The organism is Calidithermus chliarophilus DSM 9957 (genome assembly GCF_000430045.1).
Lineage (GTDB): Bacteria > Deinococcota > Deinococci > Deinococcales > Thermaceae > Calidithermus > Calidithermus chliarophilus.
In genome coordinates this window covers 48052-65529 of the sequence record NZ_KE387029.1, presented here as the reverse complement: position 1 = coordinate 65529, position 17478 = coordinate 48052, and the positions used below count along the sequence as shown (strand labels likewise).

Sequence of the window (17478 nt, the reverse complement as noted above, 5' to 3'; positions counted from 1 at the left end):
CCGTGCGAAGCCTACAGGGACTCTCGGCCAACTACCTGCGCGACAAGGACGGCGCGCCGCTGCTCGAGCTGATCCTGCACACCTTCGAGGGCTACGACCCCCTCACCCGCGGGCTGCGCAACCAGCAGGAGTGCCGCGCCGTCGTCAACGTCAAGGGCCTCGAGCAGCTCATCGGAACCCTCGAGGAGCACCTGGCGGCCCTGCGCGCCGCCGAGCTGCCCGAGCAGGAGCGGCGGCGGCTGGGGGGGATGTTCGATGCCCCTGAGCGCGGCGAGGGGGGCGAGGCGTGACCCCCTTCCTCTATCCCGCCGTGCTGCTGGCGCTGATCGCCGGGCGGCTGTGGGCCTTCTGCGAGCGGCTCGAGCGGCGTTCGGCCCCGCCGGGGGACCGCTGATGCTCACGCTCGAGGCCGTCATTCAGGAGCTGGGCAGCCGCGGCTTCACGGTGGCGTTCGAGCCGCTGGGCTCGAGCGGCTCCCTGCGCTGCGCCATCGACCGCGACGAGGGCTACGGGGACCACTCCCTCACCGTCCTGGGCGTGGGCTCCACCCCGGCCCAGGCCCTCATCAGCGCCCTGGGCGGCGTGCTCGAGCGGCTGCGGACGGTGCGGCGGGAGCTGGCCGAGGAGCAGGCCGAGAACGCCGAGCTGAGGGAGGAGCTGGGCGAGGGCGGGCCGGGCCTCGAGGCTTGATTTCGCTTGATTTCATGTAATATGGTCCTTGGCGGCAGACAGCCGCCCGCAACCCCTCCGACGCCCTCGGCCCGCCCCCGCCCCCCGGCGGGGGTTTGGGGTTTGGGGCCCTGACCCCTGACCCCTGGCCGCGCCCACACTGGGGCTATGAGCCTGCTCCCTACCAACGCCAACGGCATCCCCGTGCCCGTAGCCTTCCCGCCCAGCGGCACCAACTTCTACGTCTCCCCCGACGGCGGCCCCCTCGAGCTGCCCCCCCACACCCGCTTCATCGAGGTGACCACCACCGACAGCCCCGCGGTGGTGGCCCTGGGCGACCGCACCGTCGAGGCCGTCGAGCCCGGATATAACGTGACCGACGGCAGCGCCCCGCGCCGGGTGGGGGCGGGCCAGAGCCTGATGATCGCCCTGCGCCCCGGCACCACCCACGTCGCCGTCTACTCCGAAGGCCCGGTCTACCTCTCCTACTGGGGGCGCTGATGCGCGAGCTGCCCGACCTGCGCACGCTGGACGGGCTGGGGCGCTCGAGGGGGACCGGCGGGGGCTCGGGCCCCTACCAAGGCCCCCTGCTGGCCTTCGACGCCTTCGGCCAGGGCGTGCCCCTGGGCGGGGTCGGCGGCAGCGTCGCCGGGGACGGGCTGAGCGCCCCCTTGGCCCTGCGGCTGGTCTCCGAGCCGCTGCCCTCGACCGAGGTCGCGCACTCGAGCCTGATCCTGCGCCCCCTGCCCGAGGAGGTCACGGGCCACCAGTCGGTGGCCTGGGCCCTGCCCGACGGCTCGCCCTTCGCCCGGCCCGCCGACAAGCTGCTGGTGGGCTACCTCCAGCTCACCGCGCCCGACCCCCAGGGCAACCCGGTCAAGCTGGGCTTCTTCGCCACTCCCGACCCCGCGCCCGACGACCCAGGCATCGCCAGCGTCGAGCTGACCCCCTCCGGCCCCGCCCACACCTGGCGGGTCACGCGCGGGGGCGCGCTGGTGGGGATGGAGTTCGAGCACAACCAGCTCGAGGTGGGCTTCATGTTCGTGCTGCTGCCCGGCGGCGGCCACCTGATCCTGGCCGGGGGCTTGCAGGGGGCGAAGTACCTCGAGCCCCTGCCCCGCCTCCAGCCCATCGCCTACGACCCCCAGAGCCAGGGCGGGGGCTACCTGGTGGTGCGCTCGGGGGGGCGGGGCGCCGGGCAGGTCTGGCGGGCCGCGGTGTCGGCGGTCGAGGCGCAGCAGGCGGGGTGGCTGGCCGCCCCCTTCGCCCAGCTCCACGACCCCTTCACCGGGCAGGGGGAGGAGGTGCCGGGGTCGCTGTCCGAGCCCTGGGTGCGCGACCCGCTGGGCCTGCGGGTGGCCGCGCCGGGCCAGGGCTGGGCCCGGATGGACTTCGCCACCCCCGACCCGGTGCGCCTGCTGCGCTTCACCCAGGAAAACGGGACGCCGGGGCGCGCGGTGCAGTGGCTCATCGGGGACCGCTTCGGCGGCAACATGGCGGTGCTGGAGCTCGACCCCGAGTGGCCGCGCATCTACCTGGCGCTCTACGAGAACGGCCAGCAGACCGACTTCGTGACCGCGGGCCCCTACGCGCCCCAGCAGGGGGGCGCCAACACCTTCGAGGCGGTGGTCACGGCCTACGGCCTCGAGCTCTACCGCGACGGCGAGCGCATCCTGCGCCACGTCCTCCCCCAGCTCCACCCCGCCTTCAACACCCCCGGCCTGACCCTGTACATGGCCGGGCCCACCGGCTCGTACTCCTACGTGCGCGACTTCGCCGCCTGGTGCGGCCCGATGGTGCAGCGGGCGGGGATCGACCCGGCGGAGCCCTTCCAGGGGCTGTCCACGTCCTCGAGCCTGTACGAGGGCTTCGAGGGCAGCGGGCCGCTGGGGGCGCCCTGGCAGCGGGTGAGCGGGCCGGTGGGGGTGGAGTACGTGCAATCGGGGGGCGAGGGCCAGCCCTCCGGCCCCGTCAACGGCCTGGTGAGCCTGCGCTACGCCCAGCCGCTGCCCGCCTTCACCCGCCGGGCGCTGCTCGAGGGCCACTTCACCCCCGGACCCTCCACCTTCGACCCCGATAACTCCTTCTTCCAGGGCCTCGACCTGGCGAACGCCGTCACCGCCTTCCTCTTCGCCCAGGGCACCGAGCAGGGGGGCAACCCCGACGCGGGCCAGGGCCCCGAGAGCACCGAGGTCGAGGTGACCTTTGGCGACTCGGGGCCGATCCGCTACCGCCAGAACCTGCGGGACCGGATCAAGGCGGGCCAGAGCTACGCCCTGGGCCTGCTGAGCGACGGCGACCGCTTCACGGTGTGGATCGACGGCGAGCCCGTCCTCTGCGGCAGCCGCAGCGCCCAGGGCTTCGGCCCGGCGGTGTTGGACACGGCGGGCTTTGTGGCGCGCGACGGGGACTCGGGGGAGGGCCGCATCGACTCCTGGAGCGCCCAGGCCGAGCTGCCGGGCGCGGGCGAGCTGCCCACGTGACGCCCGCCCCCAGGCGGGGGCGGGCATCGGGCGGGGTGCGGGTGTAAGGGGCATTACACCCCGATCACGATCACGATCACGATCACGATCACGGCTAGCGCCCGTGGTGGTGCCGGAGCTGGACCAGCGGGTATCCCCCCTCCACGTGGAAGCGCTTGAGCACGCTCCAGGGCTCGGCCCCGCCGATCAGGGCCTCCAGCTCCTCCCGCGTCAGCATCGCGGCCTTGGACTGCTCCTGGCTGAGCACCACCCCCCGCACCGTCCGCCGCCCGAGCTGGGCCGCGCGGGTCAGGGTGTGGTGGCCGTCGATCATGAACAGCACCTCGGCGGGGGAGTAGGGCGCGGTGTACTCCAGGGGCAGGGGGGCCAGCAGCACCGGGCGGTCGGGGTCGGCGCGGGTCAGCTTGGCGGCCTCGAGCGCGTGCTGCGGCCCCCTGGCCTCCAGCAGCTCGGCCACCGGGAAGGGCTGGGCGGGCTCGCCGCGCGCCAGATACCAGGCCAGGTTGACGTACCACCCCCACAGGCGCTCGGGCTCGGGGCCCTCGAGCCAGGCGCAGTGATACCACTCGAGCTTCAGCTCAGCCATGACCCCTCCCGCCCTGGCGCCTCCGGCGCCACAGCGTGGTGCGGCTGGGGCGCTGGGGGTCTTTGAGCGGCCTGCCGAACTCGGAGGGCCGGTGGGGGGCCCTCAGCTTGTGGCGGCTCATGTACCCGTAGAGGGTCGAGGGCTTGATCCCGTGGGCCCGGCAGACTGCGGCCACGGTGCCCAGCCGCACGAGCTCCCGCGTGAGCCAGTCCCGGTCGTGCCAGGGCAGGTCGCGCCTGCCCTGGAGGGAAGCCTCTTTGTCGGTGCTATCATTTTTGCGCATCGGTCTGCTCCCTGATGCCCCCCGTAGGGGTAGAGAGGCCCCCGCTCTGGTAGGCGGGGGCGCTCGCCGTTGGGTCAGCCCCTCCAGTCCCCGCTCCACCCAAGCCCGATTCGCCGGGCCGCCTCCCACGCCTCGAAGGGCGTCAGGTCGTAGACCGCCTGGCCGCCGCTGGCCCGTTCGCTGAGCACCCAGCGCTCGCCGCTCGAGAGCTCCAGCACCACATCCATGCTCTTGGCCCGCACGATCGTCCAGCGGTCCCCCCGGCGGTACGCCTCGGGGTGCAGGGCGGGGTCGGGCTCGACCCGTTCCAGGGCGCGGTAGTCCCACTGCGCCCAGAAGCGCTGCTGTTGGATACCGTCCCCTCTGAAGTGGAAAGCCATGTCCCAGCTCTTGACCTGGAAGGCGCGGCCTATGAGCCGGGTTGAGACTTCGCCTCGGGTTACCCCAGATGCTTGCATCGTCTGCTCCTCGCGCGGGGGCTGGGATTCTGGTAGTCCCCCGCTGCCCATAGCCTAGCAAACATAATAGTAGTTTGCAACACCCCGGCCAGGATTAGGCCCCGCACGGGGCGGGGCCTTGGGCGCGTGGGTCCGGGCGCTCACTCGCGGCAGCTCAGGCAGGGCACCTCCTCGAGGTCTTCGTCCACCAGCTCCCAGCACTCGACCCAGTGCCCGCACTCGGGGCAGCGCTCGTAGTTGGCCTCGAGCATGATGTCCTCGGCCTGCTCGAGGCTGAGGCCGAAGCGCTCGGCCACGGCCCCTTCGTCGCCGTAGGTGCCCTCGAGCAGGCCGACCACCTGCTCCTTCAGCTCGTCGGGAAGGTCATAAATCCCCATAACCCCCCTGCCCCTCCTCTCCCCAGAACCCCCAGGCCGCCATCTCCTCGGGCGTGGCCGCCCTGGGCACGTCCCCGGCATACGGGTCGTACTCGGGGGCCCGCAGGGCGGCGATGGAGGTGTAAGCCGAGCGGTCATGGTCCAGGAGGCGCAAGCCCGCGAAGTCTTTCTCGAGGGCCAGCTTGCGGGCCTCGCGCTCGTCGCGGGCGAACACCAGAGCGCCTACCACGTCGTCCCACGAGTCCCCGATCAGCTTCAGGGGGCGGTCAACCACCGCGAAGGCTCGCACTCGAGGCATCAGCCCCCCGCCCCCTTCCCCGTCGAACCCCCCGCCACCCGCAAATCCTTGCGCAGCGAGGCTTTCGCCTGCCGGATGCAGTCCAGCCACTGCTCGAGGTGGCGCTCGAGGTCGTCCAAAGCGCCCACCGCCCCCGGCCAATCCTCGCAGATGTTCGCGTCCTGCAACTGCCGCATGGGTCCGACATTCCGCGCGTACAGGCCGTAGTAGAAGCCGCGCATGATGTCGATGAGCTGGCGCGGGTGTTGAAGGCGCCAAACCAGCTCGGGCCTGGCGCCGACGGGCAGCTCTAGCCAGGCCCGCAGCAAGTCATCCCCCTTTTTGCCCCTGAGCGCTTCTTGGGCGTCGGGGGCGACGGCCATTTCAAGCTCCACCAGTCGCATTCGGCCCTCCGATCATGGGCGTTATCCCTGCCGTGGGGGGTGCTTCTCGAGCACGATCAGCCCGCCCTTGGTGGTGCCGCACCTGCGCCACCCCGCCCGGAGGTAGCAGTAGCCGGGGTTGCTCGAGCGCACCCGCCGCGGGTCCACGTAGGTGTACAGCCGCTGGCCCGGCCAGTGCCTCCAGGCGATTTGCTCGGCCTGGAGGATCAGCTCGGAGGCCAGCCCCGCGCGGTGGTTGACGAACAGCGCGTTGTTGACGCCTTGCTGCCCGCTGCGGTCTTTGAACTTACGCCACACGAAGGCGGCGTGGCCCGTGTAGTGCAGCAGCACCAGCTTTTCCCCAGGCCCCACGCACAGGGAGACGCGCGGCAGGCGGCCCTGCCCGCTGTAGTGGGAGCGGTAGAGCACGCCGAGGATCGGGTCGCCGTCCTTGGCGTACACCCACCCTGGGGCGGCGAAGCGGTACTTGGGGTCGAGCCCCAGGCTGAGGTTGCGGCCCAGCCAGGGGAGGGCGGGGGCGAGGCGGCTCTGTCTGGCAGTAGGGACGTTCATTCTTTCAATCATTGGAAACCGCCTCGAGGGGGAACTCACCCCACTCCCGGCCGTCGAGCTGGCGACCCGCGCGCTTGGCCCCGACCCGTACCGGGTTCCCGAGGCCGTCGGTGATGTGGTCGCCCCACTGCTTGAAAAAGAAGGGCACGCCTGCCTCCCTGCACTGCTCGCGCAGGGACCGCGCCCAGTCCGGGTGCATCGGGCGCACGGGCTGGCTGGCCGTGCCGGTTTCGCCGCCCACGATCACCCAGCTCACCAGGCGGTCGCGGTCGCCCTCCGGGCGGTCGGGCAGGTACTTGGCGATGTCCAGCGGGCCCAACAGCGGCTCGCAGGAGAGGAAGCGCACGGCGGCGGGGGCGGCGAGCAGCAGCGGGACGCGCTCGTCGGCGGCCCGCTGGTCCTCGACCGTCACCCCCAGCCAGACGTTGGGCAGGGGCCAGGGCACCGCACTGCTGACGTACCTCGGCCCGGTCCGCCCGTTGGTGTAGGGCTCGGCCAGCCCCATTGCCAGGCTGGTGGGGTATACCCCCGGCACTGCCTTGCGCACCCAGCGGAAGAACTCGAGCATCCGCTGGGGCCGTTTGGTGAGCACCTGATAGGTGTGGCGGGGCGTGGCGGCCATCACCCCGAACACCGCGGCGACGTAGGTGAACGGCACGTCCTCGTGGAAGAGGTCGGAGACGCTGTTGACGAAGATTCGGGCCGGTCTCTTCCAGCGCAGGGGCAGCTCGAGGCGCTCGGGCTTGAGCTGCACGCGCTCGAAGGGCAGGGCGTACTGCTCGGGCAAAGGCTTGCCCGCGAGCTTCGCCCGGTGGCGCATGTCGTGGAGGGTCTTGGCGTAACAGAACTTGCACCCCTGGCTGACCTTGGTACAGCCCACGACGGGGTTCCACGTGCGGTCGGTCCATTCGATCGCGGTTTTGCCCGGCATACTCACTCCTTCCGGGGCGTCATGCCCGCCGTGAGGCTGTGGTAGGCGCTCTCGATGGCGTCCTCGAGCGCCTCCTCCACGCTCCGGGTCTCCACGTCGCTCCCGTTCAGGAGCCTGCCAGCGGCGCCCAGCAGCGTGTGGGAGGCCAGCAGGCCGCCCGCTATCACCGGGTCGGGCCGGACGTGGACCACCGCGAAAGCGTGCCCCCCGCGCTGAAGCTTGACCAGGGAGGTGTAGACCGCGCTGCCGTCGGGCATCTCCTGGCGCTGCCACGCCAGGCCCGCGTTGGCCCCCAGCACCTCGCGGCGGCGGGCCTCCAGCCGCTCGACCCGCTCCCTCTCGGCCCGCTCCCGCTCGAGGGCTGCCAGGCGGTCGGCCTCGAGCAGGCGGGCCTCCAGCTCGGCGCTCCAGGGGCGCAGGTTGTGGTGGGCGTAGGGGCCGGTGCCCCGCCCGAAGCGGTCGAAGACCGCCCGGTCATGGGGGGGCTCGAGGCGGAGGTTGCCGTTGGGGGTGACGAGCTGCACCTGGGCCAGGGCCCAGCGGTAGACCCGCCCCTCGTGCCACTCGAGGATCACCTTTTGTCCGGTCTGGAAGTCGGTCTGAGTCATCGGAAAGCCTCTTTCACCGCGTTGGTGAGGTGTTCGCGGTCCATCTTGGCGTAGATGGCGGTGGTGGCGATGGCCGAGTGGCCCAGGAACTCCTGGGCCAGCCTGAGGTCGCGGGTCGCGCGGTAGACCCTGGTCCCGGCGTGGTGGCGCAGGCTGTGGGCGCCCTTGTACTCCACCCCGGCGCGCTCGCACAACCGGCGCAGGCGGCGGCGCAGGCTGTCGGTCTGGCGCCAGGGCAGCACCCGGCCCTCCCCGCGCGGCAGGGCCTCCAGCGCCCCCCTCAGCGCGTCGGACAGGGGCACCAGGCGCACCTTGGAGCCCTTGCCCCGCACCCGCAGGGCCTCGCCCTCGAGGTCCACCGCCGCCCACTCCAGCCCCATGATCTCGCTGGCGCGCAGCCCGCCGTGGGCGCCCAGCAGCACCATCGCCCGCTCGTGGGGGGTGGCCCGCTCGAGCAGCCGCTCGACCTCGGCGGGGGTGTAGGGGTGGCGCTTGGCCTCGGGGGGGATGGGGTCGCGCACGCTGGGCACGTCGGCCAGCGGGTCGGCCTGGGTCGCCCTGGCCCAGCGCAGCGCGCGGTAGAAGGCCCGCACCGCGGCCCGGCGGGCGTTGACGGTGGCCGGGCGGTGGCGGCGCTCGAGCCAGCGCACGAACTGGGCCCCGAAGTCCTCGGGGGGCTCGAGCACGGCCTGGGCGCGGCGGGCGGGGTCGGTCAGCCCCTGGGCCAGCAGGAAGCCGAAGAACGCCTCGAGGCCCGAGCGGTAGGTCTTGAGCGTGGCCCGGCTGGTGCGCTCGCCCGCGCGCCCCCAGGTGGTGAGGTGGTGCCTGAGCAGCGCCCACAGCGCGGCGCGGTCGTCGGCCTCCAGGAAGGCCCGCACCCGCTCGGCCCGCCGCTCGGGGAGCACCTGGCCCCAGGGGTAGGCTTGGGGGCGGTATCCGCCGCGGCTCACGGCAGCACCTCGAGCGCCCCCACGTCGATCCAGTAGCCCTCGCCGGGGGACTGCGGGGCGTCGAGCTCCACCCACACCTGGCGCGCCAGGTCGCTCGCCAGGCGCACGGTGCCGGTGGCGCCCTCGCGGTCGCGCAGGGCGGCGTACTTGGGGTCCAGGGGCGCGGGCAGCCGCGCCAGGCGCACCCTGGTCCCCACCGGGGGGACCAGGGTGAGGATGTGCCGGGGCGGGGGCGTCACTCGGTCCCCTCCCTCTTCGGGGCCTGTTCGATGTCGGTCACGTCGGCAATGATGTCGGTCACGTCGGCAATGAAGAGCCTCATCTTCATGGCGTTACCTCCTGATAACCCCCGGCCCACGGGGCCGGGGGTCGGGGACTCAAAGGCGCTCCGCCCCTTCGGGGGGGTGGATGAGGTACACCCCGTCGGCGTACTCGTACTTGCAGGCCATTCGGATGATGTCGCGCGAGGTGGCCTGATGGCGGGTGAGCACGTCGATGACCTCGACGCGGTAGACGCGGGGGAGCTTGACCCGGCGCACCCGGCCGCTCTCGAGCACCCGGTAGTAGCCCCGCTCGTCGGGGGTGTCGTCGAGGGCAATCTCGGTCCCGGTGTGCCAGACCTCGCCGTCCTCGTCGCCGCGGTCGGCGGGCACCGCGTGGTCGAGCCGGTAGACCCGGAAGGGGTGGAAAAGGGCGTCAGCCTCGGCCTCGAGGCGCTGCCGGGCCAGGCGCTGCTCGTGGCGCTCGAGCTGGTCCTCTACCGCCTCGAGCACCGAAGTCAGGGAGCGCCAGCTATCCAGGTACATGGCCTCCCTGTAGCCCTCCCGCAGGGCTTGGGCCTCCTCCAGGATGGCCCGCCACTCCTCCGGCCCCTGGCTTTGGGCCAGGCGGCCCTGGAGGGCTTCGACCTTAGCGGCCAGCTCCTCGGCCCGCCGGTGGCGGCGCTCCTGCTCGCGGGCCTTGCGGATGGCCTCCTTGCGGGCTTCGACGGCCTGGGCCACGCGCTCCTGGATGAGCGCGTGGACCTCCTGGCCCTCGAGCCAGGCGTCCACCTCCCCCTCGTCGGTCAGGGCCTCGAGCTCGGCGCTGTGGGCCTCCTTCCACTCCCGGAACATCTGCTCGGCCACCCACGCGGCGGCGGCCTGGACCGCCTCGGGGCTGGTGACCTGCGCGAGGAAAGCCTTCCAGCCGGTGGCCGGGGCGTCCTCGCGGATGCTCTGGTGGGCGCTGAAGTGCCCGATGTCCCACCGCACCGTGTAGCTCCCCCAGGTCGTGGGCCCGAGCTTCACCGACACGCCCCGGAGGGGGCCCACCTCGACGGGCAGGCGCAGCCACAGCTCGCCCCGGAGGTTCGGCGTGGGCTGGAGGTCGCTGACGGCGCACCCGAAGAGGCCGGTCAGGTACTCGACGGCCTTGCCGTGCTCGGCAAGGGCTTGCTCGACGGCCTTTTGCTGCTCGTGCTGCCTGCGGCGGGCCAGGGCCTCGGCCTCTTGCGCGGCCTGGGTCTGGAGCTTACGGAGGACTTCGGTCATGTGGCTGCTCCTTTCCTGTAGCAACTCTTGTCCTTTGGAGAGGACAACTCATCTTACATAGGCGGGCCCCGAAAAATCAAGGGATAAGGAGCCTTATACCGCGCATACCCAGAAAACCCCATCCAGGATGGGACAAAGGCCGCCAAACAGCGTAAGCCCCCTGGAAGGGGGCTCACGGGGCGGGCGGGGTGTCGGGGGCGGGGGTCAGCGGTGCTCGAGGAGCTCGAGGGCCAGCTCGAGCCGGGGGTCGGAGGGGTCCAGCGTGTACCCTGCTTGGCGGGCCATCATTTTCTCGATGCTTTCGAACGTGCCCCCTCCCATATGTCGCGAACGGACTCCATGATGAGCCTGTGGCCTAGTTCGAACATCTCGTCGAAAAACTCCGGATTTCTTCGTGGTCGGGCATGTTGCCTCCTTGCGGCGTCGGGGGGTCACGCGCCCACCCCCAGCAGCCGGGCGACCTTGCCCGCCGCCCACGCCCACTTCACCGCGCGCAGCACCCGGCGCCGCTCGGCCTCGGCCTCGTGCAGCAGGGCCTCGAGGGTGTTGGGGTGCATGTAGGCGGTGTTGCCGTGCAGGTAGACCAGGCGTCGGCGCTCGGTCCTCCAGTTGAGCGGGTTCTTGGCCCACTTCTTGCGGATGCGCTTTTTCTTGCTGCGCGGCCTGCGCCACTGCACCTGCCGCGCGCTGCACTCGGGGATCCAGTCCCACGCCTCCACCGCGGTCACGCCCAGCCGCTCGAGCACCAGCTCCTCGGCCAGCGTCCCCGCCCCGGTCGCCAGGGACCGGCCACCGGGCGCGCGTCGGGCGGCGGCCTCCTCGGGGGTCGGCCTGACGGGCTCCACGCTCATCCCTCCGGGGGCGAGGCCGGGCCGTCCATCAGGTTCAGCAGGCGCTCCAGCTCCTCCGCCCGCTCGCGCTCCGCCTTGAGCGCCGCCTGCAACTCGACCCGCTCGAGGACGCTGCGCTCGTACAGCCTGCGCAGCTCCTCGTAATCGGCCTCCAGGTTCAGGATTTGGGCCTTGAGCCGCTTGACGGTGGGGCTGTGCTCCTCCGCCTCCCTGCGGGCGTGCGCCTCGGCGTCGGCGGGGGTGTGGGGCTTGGCTTCGTCCATGCTCATATGCTCACTTCCTTTGCCAGGGCCAGCGGCCCAGCGCGATGCAGACCATCGCCAGCAGGAAGGCGGTGTGGTAGAGGGCTTCGGGCCAGCTCATAGGGCGGGGGCGGGGTAGAGGGTCTTGGGGTCGTCAAACCACACGAAGGCCCAGGGCATGACCGGCAGACGCGGGCGCAGCGCACGGTAGGCGGCGTGGACCAGCTCGTGCGCGCTGGCAGCCTTCACCAGCACGTCAGGGGTGATGGTGTCCACCCCCACTTCGCTGGCGTGCCGCCCGGCCTCGCCGGGGTCGGGGGCGCCCTCGCGCACCACCTTCACGATCAGGGCGGCGCCCGCCGGGGGCAGCACCCCGCCCTCCTCCCAGGTGCGGGTGAGGTCGTGGCGCAGGGGCTCGAGGAAGGGCCGCTGGCTGGCCTCGAGGTGCGCGTAGTAGCCCGCCATCCAGCCCTTGTCCCCCCGCAGCGCGGCGGCCTCGTTGGGGAACCGCACGTCGGTCACGGCGGCGCGCCCCCCGTCCTCGACGATGGCCTTGATTTCTTTCAGGGCCATCCACACCCAGAAATTGGGGTCCACCCCGTCGCGCACGATCTCGGTCCCCACCTCTTGCAGGCGGGCCCGCACCTCGGGGTGCTTCTTGCGCCCGAACCACCAGTAGTAGGCGCTGGCGACGACGGTCGCGCGGGCGGGGGCGCTGCCCACCAGACGGGCGTACTCCAGCGCCAGGGTCACGCCCTTGACGGGATCGGCCAGGGCGATGCGCTCGTAGCCGTGGGCGGCCAGGAGCAGCTTGTACAGCGTGTCCTTGCCGTGCCCGGCCTTGCCGGTGATGCCGATGATGGCGGCGTCCCGGCTCACCGGCGCCTCCGGGCGTGGTAGCGGCCCAGCCGCCTGCGCTGGCGCTCGAGCTTGCGCCTCCTGCGGTGGGCCTCCCCGCAGCCCCGCCAGGGCTTCGCGGGGGCAGGGCCCAGGGCCTCGCGCAGGCCGAGGAGCCGGGCGAGGGCGGCGGCGAAGACGGCCTTGGGGACGAGCTTGCTGCGGTACGGGTTCATCTGTCTCCCTCCTCGAGCAGCCGCAGGGCCTGGGCCCTGCCCCGCTCGGTAAGGGCTACCCTGCGGTAGCCCTTCTCCACCCAGCCTTTGGCGGCCAGGATGCCGACCTCCTTGGTGACGCTCTCCCGGGCGGCGCCCAGCCGCGCGGCCAAGACCCCCTGGCCCTCGGCGTCGCCGTCGAGGTGCAGGCTGAGCAGGACGCGCTCCCGGAGCGGGCGCGCGCCCGCGGCCCGGCGCGCCAGGCCCCGCGCGATGCGCTCGAGGCTGTCGGGGTCCAGGGGCAGGGGGCGCACGTCCAGCCCGGCCTGGGGCAGCGCGGCGAGGTAGGGCGGCAGGGCCCGCTCCCCCGGCCACACCTCGCCCGGGTACAACAGCAGCGCGGGCTGGGGGCTGCCGCCGTAGACCTCGATGGCCCCCGAGAGGATCAGCCCGGCCCGCTCGATGGGGTGCTCGGGGCCCCTCACGCCGCCTCCAGCAGCCCGGCGAGGGCGGCCCAGCCCCCCAGCCGCACCAGCCGCTCGTGGGCGTAGCCGCGGTTGTAGGGGCGCTCGAGCAGCACCCCGCCCAGGCCCTCGGTGAGCACGGCCTCGAGCTCGTGGGCGCTGTCCTCGACCAGCACCCGCGCGCCGAGCTGCCGCATGTACACCGCCTTGGAGATGCGGGGCCGGGCGTGCAGCAGGGGCGCGTCCGGGAAGCCGTGAACGCCCAGCCAGCCGAGGGTGATCGCGCCGTGGATGGCGGGGCGGCGGGTGATGTAGCCCGCCAGCTTGCCGCGCGCCTCGAGCAGCCGCGCGCCCTCGAGGGCGCCGGGGACCGCCTCCGCCTGGCCGTACACGTTGCCCGCGTTGTCCCTGAAGGCCCGCTCGATCAGGGCGCGGCCCCGCTCCCGCAGTTCGGGGGGCAGGGCCTCCTCGAGGGCGTGGTAGTTGGTGGCGCGGTCGAGGCCCACCGCGACCCCCAGCGCGCGGCTGAGGTAGGCCCCCAGGCTGCCGAGGGTGTCGGAGACGGTCCCGTCTAGGTCGAGTGCGAACATGGTCCCTCCTGTGTCCCGAGTATAGGACACGGAAGCTTGAAACGCAAAAGCCCACCCTGGACGGGTTTTCTCGCCCGGCTCAGAAGGGGTCGTAGGCCACGTGCCCGGCGTAGCCCCGGGAGAGGTGGTAGAGGTACGCCTCGGCGCGCCGGACGTTGCCCACGTAGCCCTTGCGCGCGTGGTAGGCGTCGGCGGCGGTGAGGGCAGGCAGCACCCGCACCAGCACCCCGCCCCGCTCGCGCAGAGGCAGGAAGGAGCGCTCGCCCTTGCGGTGGAAGTGACCGGTGAACCACTCCCGCACCCTGGCCCCCGCCCACAGCGCCTCGGCCTCCAGCGCCATGAGCTGCGGCAGGTCGGCGGGGTTCTCCTGGTCGCCGTGGGTGAAGCCGAAGAGGTTGACCCCGTAGCGCCGGTACTTGCGGGTGGTGGGGGCGTCGTCCACGCTCACCTCGGGGTCGTGACGATACCAGGCGGCCAGCAGCTCCACGAGGTCGAGCTCGGCCTCGCGGGCGTGGTTGCCGGGCACCCCGAACACGTCGAGGGGGGCGTAGGCGCGGGCCATGTCCAGCGCCTCGACCAGCAGCTCCCGGCCCAGCCGCTTGGCCTGGCGGTAGCGCAGGCTGGCGTCCTGGGGGGTGCCCGCGCTGGTGGCGTTGGCCGGGGAGTCGGTGTGCAGGAAGTCGTTGCCCAGGGGGATGAGGATGCGCTCGAGGTCGGCCCGGTGGCTGGCGAGCTCCAGCAGCCCCCGCCAGCTCTCCAGGAAGACCCGCCGCGCCTCCTCGGGGCTCCAGGTCTCGCCGGTCTCGGCGGGGTCCACCAGCTTGGCGAGGTGGGCGTCGGGCAGGGAGAGCACCAGCACGTGCCCGCCCCCGCCCCGGCGCGACAGGGGGGCGTAGCCGCGGGGGGCGTGGGCGCGCATGGCCTCGAGCACCTCCTCCTTGAGCGCCTTCAGCTCGGCCCCCTGGCTCAGGGGCCGGAGGACAGCCGAGGTCTGGTAGAGGGGGTGTACCTGCACCTGCTCCTCCAGGAAGCCCGACAGCAGCACCCTCGCCAGGTGCTCCGCCACGTCCTCGTGCCCGCCCGCCAGCGCCTCCTCGACGGCCCGGCGCAGCTCGCCCAAGAGGTCGGCGCGGGCGCGGCGCACCTTGGTCGCCACCTCGTAGGCGTTGACCTTGTAGCGCTCGACCTCCCACAGGCTGCGGTCCACCTGGGCCCCCGCCAGCAGCTCCTCGAGGGTGCGGACGCGGGGGCCCTTGCCGCTGCTCACGGTGGCGGTCTGGCCCTCCTGGGTGACGCTCAGCGCGGGCTTCGGGGGTAGGGGCAGGGGCACGGGGGCGGGCGCGGCCTCGGCGGGGTCCGGGTCGGCGGGCGCGGGCGCGGCCTGCTCCAGGTGCTTGAGGTAGCTGAGCGCGGTCTCGGCGCGGTAGGCGGTGAGGCCGAGGGCTCGGGCGATGCTGGGGCGGCCCAGGCCCTGCGCGCGCAGGTCGCGGATGCGCTCGAGGAGCGCGTTGGTTAGCCACTTCGGGCGTTGCAGCATGGGCAGGGGGTGGGGGTAGGGGAAAGGCCCCCGCGGGGGCCTTGGTTCACTTGCGGCGGGCCTCGAGGACGTCCTGCACGCTCAGGCTCTTGAGGTCGGGCAGCTCGGCCTTGGCCGCACCCGCCCCCTCGCCCTTGGCGAAGATGCCCTTGGCGTTGCAGTAGCTCACCACCGCGTCGATCAGGAAGTCGAGGATGGGGTCGTAGAAGGGCCGCATCAGCAGGGGCAGGGCCTCGGCGGGCAGCAGCTCCTTGATGATCCGTTTGGCCTCGGCCTTCTTCTGCGCCCCCTTCTCGCCGGTGGCCTCGCTGACGAGCTCGACCACGTTCACCGCCGCGACCACCACCGCCAAAATCTTCTGTACCGTATCGATCACCGCTTTCATCACGCACCTCCAGCCCCGAGTGTCGCCGCGGGCAGGGGTCAGAGCCCGCCCCTCGCCCCTCTAGTTGCCCCTCGGCTCGTCCTTCTCGCAGCGCAGCCAGAGCTTGGTGCCCGCGCGGTTGAGCACCAGTCCCGCGCGGTTGTCCATCACCGCCCCCTCGAAGGTGAACAGCCCCGCGGGGGCGACGACCTGGCCGGAGGGCTGGAGGTTGGGCCGGTCGCCGTAGGTCAGGCAGGTGATGAGCTCGTGGGGGTTGAGCCGGGTGTCCCGGATGCGCCGCTCGGCGGCGGGGCTGCCGCCGGGCCAGTCGTTGATGGGCAGGCTCAGGGTGCGGGCCTCGAAGTGCAGGTGGGCGGCCATCCCCGCGGCGGGGTCGCCCTTGCCGATGCTGCCCAGGCACTCCCCCGCCTGCACGGTCTGGCCCTGCTCCACGTCCACGTGGTGCAGGTGGGCGTAGAGCAGCTCGAGGCTCTTGATGCTGCGCCTCATCCGCGCGGCCACCAGGTCGCGCACCCAGTCCTCCGCCCTCACCAGCACGTTGTTGCCCCACACCCTGTACCAGCCCACCCCGACCACGGTGCCGGGGAAGAGGCTGTAGACGGGCTTGCCCAGGTCGCTGTCGCCCCCGCTGCGCAGGTTCCAGTCCACGCCGGGGTGGTGGGCGCCGAAGCGCGCGCGGTAGGCGGGGTCGAGGAACGCGGCGTCGAGCTTCACGTCCTTCCAGGGGCGGATGGGGTAGGCGAAGACGAGCTGCACGCTCACTGCTTATCGCCCCCCTTGAGGTACTTGTTCTGCTTGTCCTTGAGGTCGCCCAGGATTCTCCCCAGCACGGGGATGCGGTTGCCCGAGAGGATTTGCAGGTTCTCCAGCACGCTGATGGCCTCGGCCACGATCAGGCCGCCGACCATCAGGGTGTGGACTAGGCTCACCCCCAGCCCCTTGTCGATGCGGTAGGCCACCAGCACCGCCACCCACTGCAAGGTCTTGTAGAACAGGCCGTGGCTGGCGGCGTACGAGCGCAGCCGCCCGGTCTTGACCCCCACCGCCACGCCCAGCGCGAAGTCGAGGGCGTTGAGGGCCAGCAGGGTGGTGTACTGTTCGTTCCAGGGCCCGAAGAGGGTGAGGAGCAGCCCCCCCACCGCCTTCGCGGGCCACCAGGCGATCAACAGCTCGAGGGCGCGCTGCGCGAACGCCTCGAGCGGGCTGTGGGGGGCCTCGCGGTTCATGCCCCCAGGGTGGGGGGCGCCAGGGGTCAGAGCCCTGGCGCCCCGGCGCCCGGGCCGGTGGGCTAGTGCTGGAGGGCGAGCTCGAGGGCGAAGCTGACGGCCAGCTCGACGTGGGTCATGGAGGGGTAGCGCTGGCCGGGCCCGTCGCCGTCGGTGAAGTCCAGGGTGGCCCGGGCGAAGAGGCAGCGCCCGGGGGTCATGGCGGGCAGGGTCAGGGGGTCGGCGTTGGCGTAGGCGACGCTGGCGCGGGCCTCGGTGGAGTCCAGCAGCGCCACCGAGCCCGAGGTGTCGGCGGGGGTGGTGCCGTCGGGGTCGATGAGGGAGGTGGCCGAACTGAGGTTGTACCACGCCGACATCCGGGGGAAGCCGAAGCCCAGGTGGTAGGCCCAGCCCTGCGCGCTCAGCGGCCAGCCGCGGACCACCGGCAGGCCGTCCACGGTGTTGGGGAAGTCCAGCCGGGAGGACTTGCGGTACTCGTTGCCCACCGCGTCACAGACCACCTTGAGGGTGGTGGGCTGCATGGTGACCCACACGCTGCGGTTGGCGCCCCCGTCGAAGCCGATCTTGCGCAGGGTCAGCCCGCGGCCGCGCACCCACACCGCCCCCAGCGGGGCGTCGGCGGGGGGCGTCTCGGCGGGGCCGTAGGAGTAGACCTGCGAGCTGTCCTCCAGCGCTTGCAGGCGGCTGGCGATGTCCAAAGCCTCCAGGGCGTCGAGCCGGGGGTCGAGGTTGTGCCCCTCGAGCACGTCCAGGCGGTTGTCCAGCGCGGCGAGCTGGGCGGCGGGGTTGACGGCCTCCAGGTTGCGCAGGCGCTGGTCGAGGTTCTGCCCCTCGACCACCCCCACCCGCTGGTTGAGGTTGGCGTCGTTGTTGAGCAGGTCTTGGAAGACCGGGTTGTTGACCACCGGGTGGACGGGATCGGTGGTCTCGATCCCGCGCACGCTGTTTTTGTACCCCACGCCGGGGTTGCCTTCGAGGATCGTCGCCATAGCCCGAGGGTCGCGCCCCCCAGGGGTCAGAC

General features: G+C 72.4%; 27 protein-coding genes. 4 read left to right on the top strand and 23 right to left on the bottom strand.

What is annotated here, in order from left to right:
• The first annotated feature begins 2 nt into the window (after nt 1-2).
• The 4 genes from MEICH_RS0122630 (at nt 3) to MEICH_RS0122610 (ending at nt 3152) form a co-directional block, all read left to right on the top strand.
• A complete protein-coding gene (locus MEICH_RS0122630) occupies nt 3-290 on the top strand; it encodes a hypothetical protein (RefSeq protein ID WP_027894491.1) in 288 nt (95 codons plus the stop codon).
• Between the two features lie 103 nt (nt 291-393).
• Entirely contained in the window at nt 394-690 is a 297-nt protein-coding gene (locus tag MEICH_RS0122620; protein ID WP_027894490.1) for a hypothetical protein, read from the top strand.
• Nucleotides 691-837: 147 nt separating this feature from the next.
• On the top strand, nt 838-1170 hold the full coding sequence (locus MEICH_RS0122615) for a hypothetical protein (protein WP_027894489.1): 333 nt from the start codon (nt 838-840) through the stop codon (nt 1168-1170).
• Entirely contained in the window at nt 1170-3152 is a 1983-nt protein-coding gene (locus MEICH_RS0122610) for a hypothetical protein (RefSeq protein ID WP_027894488.1), read from the top strand. Before MEICH_RS0122615 ends, MEICH_RS0122610 begins: the two co-directional genes overlap by 1 nt.
• 94 nt (nt 3153-3246) lie before the next feature.
• Here MEICH_RS0122610 and MEICH_RS0122605 read toward each other — a convergent pair whose 3' ends face one another.
• The 23 genes from MEICH_RS0122605 to MEICH_RS0122480 all read right to left on the bottom strand — a co-directional run bounded on the left by MEICH_RS0122605 (nt 3247) and on the right by MEICH_RS0122480 (nt 17446).
• Complete coding sequence (locus tag MEICH_RS0122605) at nt 3247-3738, bottom strand: hypothetical protein (RefSeq protein ID WP_027894487.1); 492 nt, start codon at nt 3736-3738, stop codon at nt 3247-3249.
• Nucleotides 3731-4021, bottom strand: coding sequence for a hypothetical protein (locus MEICH_RS0122600; protein WP_027894486.1), 291 nt, complete (start codon nt 4019-4021; stop codon nt 3731-3733). Before MEICH_RS0122600 ends, MEICH_RS0122605 begins: the two co-directional genes overlap by 8 nt.
• A gap of 74 nt (nt 4022-4095) precedes the next feature.
• Nucleotides 4096-4401, bottom strand: a complete 306-nt coding sequence (locus MEICH_RS0122595) for a hypothetical protein (RefSeq protein WP_157202993.1) — start codon at nt 4399-4401, stop codon at nt 4096-4098.
• 218 nt (nt 4402-4619) lie between these two features.
• On the bottom strand, nt 4620-4856 hold the full coding sequence (locus tag MEICH_RS0122590) for a hypothetical protein (protein WP_027894484.1): 237 nt from the start codon (nt 4854-4856) through the stop codon (nt 4620-4622).
• On the bottom strand, nt 4843-5154 hold the full coding sequence (locus tag MEICH_RS0122585) for a hypothetical protein (protein ID WP_157202992.1): 312 nt from the start codon (nt 5152-5154) through the stop codon (nt 4843-4845). Before MEICH_RS0122585 ends, MEICH_RS0122590 begins: the two co-directional genes overlap by 14 nt.
• Nucleotides 5154-5537, bottom strand: a complete 384-nt coding sequence (locus MEICH_RS0122580; protein WP_027894482.1) for a hypothetical protein — start codon at nt 5535-5537, stop codon at nt 5154-5156. The genes MEICH_RS0122585 and MEICH_RS0122580 overlap by 1 nt, the downstream gene beginning before the upstream one ends.
• Nucleotides 5538-5558: 21 nt before the next feature.
• On the bottom strand, nt 5559-6101 hold the full coding sequence (locus MEICH_RS0122575; protein WP_218916445.1) for a hypothetical protein: 543 nt from the start codon (nt 6099-6101) through the stop codon (nt 5559-5561).
• Nucleotides 6094-7020 (bottom strand): DUF5131 family protein, encoded by a 927-nt coding sequence (locus MEICH_RS0122570; protein ID WP_027894480.1) that lies wholly within the window; start codon nt 7018-7020, stop codon nt 6094-6096. The genes MEICH_RS0122575 and MEICH_RS0122570 overlap by 8 nt, the downstream gene beginning before the upstream one ends.
• Before the next feature lie 2 nt (nt 7021-7022).
• Nucleotides 7023-7628 (bottom strand): hypothetical protein, encoded by a 606-nt coding sequence (locus tag MEICH_RS0122565; protein ID WP_027894479.1) that lies wholly within the window; start codon nt 7626-7628, stop codon nt 7023-7025.
• Complete coding sequence (locus MEICH_RS26685; protein ID WP_051304449.1) at nt 7625-8578, bottom strand: tyrosine-type recombinase/integrase; 954 nt, start codon at nt 8576-8578, stop codon at nt 7625-7627. Before MEICH_RS26685 ends, MEICH_RS0122565 begins: the two co-directional genes overlap by 4 nt.
• Nucleotides 8575-8817: a hypothetical protein gene (locus MEICH_RS0122555; protein WP_027894478.1), complete on the bottom strand. Its 243-nt coding sequence runs from the start codon at nt 8815-8817 to the stop codon at nt 8575-8577. Before MEICH_RS0122555 ends, MEICH_RS26685 begins: the two co-directional genes overlap by 4 nt.
• Nucleotides 8818-8955: 138 nt before the next feature.
• On the bottom strand, nt 8956-10110 hold the full coding sequence (locus tag MEICH_RS0122545; protein WP_027894477.1) for a hypothetical protein: 1155 nt from the start codon (nt 10108-10110) through the stop codon (nt 8956-8958).
• A 431-nt stretch (nt 10111-10541) separates the two neighbouring features.
• A complete protein-coding gene (locus tag MEICH_RS0122535) occupies nt 10542-10961 on the bottom strand; it encodes a hypothetical protein (RefSeq protein WP_027894476.1) in 420 nt (139 codons plus the stop codon).
• Nucleotides 10958-11230: a hypothetical protein gene (locus tag MEICH_RS0122530; RefSeq protein WP_157202991.1), complete on the bottom strand. Its 273-nt coding sequence runs from the start codon at nt 11228-11230 to the stop codon at nt 10958-10960. The genes MEICH_RS0122535 and MEICH_RS0122530 overlap by 4 nt, the downstream gene beginning before the upstream one ends.
• Before the next feature lie 90 nt (nt 11231-11320).
• Complete coding sequence (locus tag MEICH_RS27560) at nt 11321-12082, bottom strand: nucleoside/nucleotide kinase family protein (RefSeq protein WP_051304448.1); 762 nt, start codon at nt 12080-12082, stop codon at nt 11321-11323.
• Nucleotides 12079-12276 (bottom strand): hypothetical protein, encoded by a 198-nt coding sequence (locus tag MEICH_RS0122515; RefSeq protein WP_027894474.1) that lies wholly within the window; start codon nt 12274-12276, stop codon nt 12079-12081. The genes MEICH_RS27560 and MEICH_RS0122515 overlap by 4 nt, the downstream gene beginning before the upstream one ends.
• Nucleotides 12273-12740 (bottom strand): hypothetical protein, encoded by a 468-nt coding sequence (locus MEICH_RS0122510; protein ID WP_027894473.1) that lies wholly within the window; start codon nt 12738-12740, stop codon nt 12273-12275. Before MEICH_RS0122510 ends, MEICH_RS0122515 begins: the two co-directional genes overlap by 4 nt.
• Nucleotides 12737-13309: a 5' nucleotidase, NT5C type gene (locus tag MEICH_RS0122505; protein ID WP_027894472.1), complete on the bottom strand. Its 573-nt coding sequence runs from the start codon at nt 13307-13309 to the stop codon at nt 12737-12739. The genes MEICH_RS0122510 and MEICH_RS0122505 overlap by 4 nt, the downstream gene beginning before the upstream one ends.
• Before the next feature lie 79 nt (nt 13310-13388).
• Complete coding sequence (locus MEICH_RS0122500) at nt 13389-14846, bottom strand: hypothetical protein (protein WP_027894471.1); 1458 nt, start codon at nt 14844-14846, stop codon at nt 13389-13391.
• Nucleotides 14847-14892: 46 nt separating this feature from the next.
• Nucleotides 14893-15231 (bottom strand): hypothetical protein, encoded by a 339-nt coding sequence (locus MEICH_RS0122495; protein ID WP_027894470.1) that lies wholly within the window; start codon nt 15229-15231, stop codon nt 14893-14895.
• 60 nt (nt 15232-15291) lie between these two features.
• Complete coding sequence (locus MEICH_RS27555) at nt 15292-15993, bottom strand: M23 family metallopeptidase (RefSeq protein ID WP_084542487.1); 702 nt, start codon at nt 15991-15993, stop codon at nt 15292-15294.
• Nucleotides 15990-16457, bottom strand: coding sequence for a phage holin family protein (locus MEICH_RS0122485; protein WP_027894469.1), 468 nt, complete (start codon nt 16455-16457; stop codon nt 15990-15992). The genes MEICH_RS27555 and MEICH_RS0122485 overlap by 4 nt, the downstream gene beginning before the upstream one ends.
• Nucleotides 16458-16519: 62 nt before the next feature.
• Nucleotides 16520-17446 (bottom strand): hypothetical protein, encoded by a 927-nt coding sequence (locus tag MEICH_RS0122480; protein ID WP_027894468.1) that lies wholly within the window; start codon nt 17444-17446, stop codon nt 16520-16522.
• Nucleotides 17447-17478 lie beyond the last annotated feature (32 nt).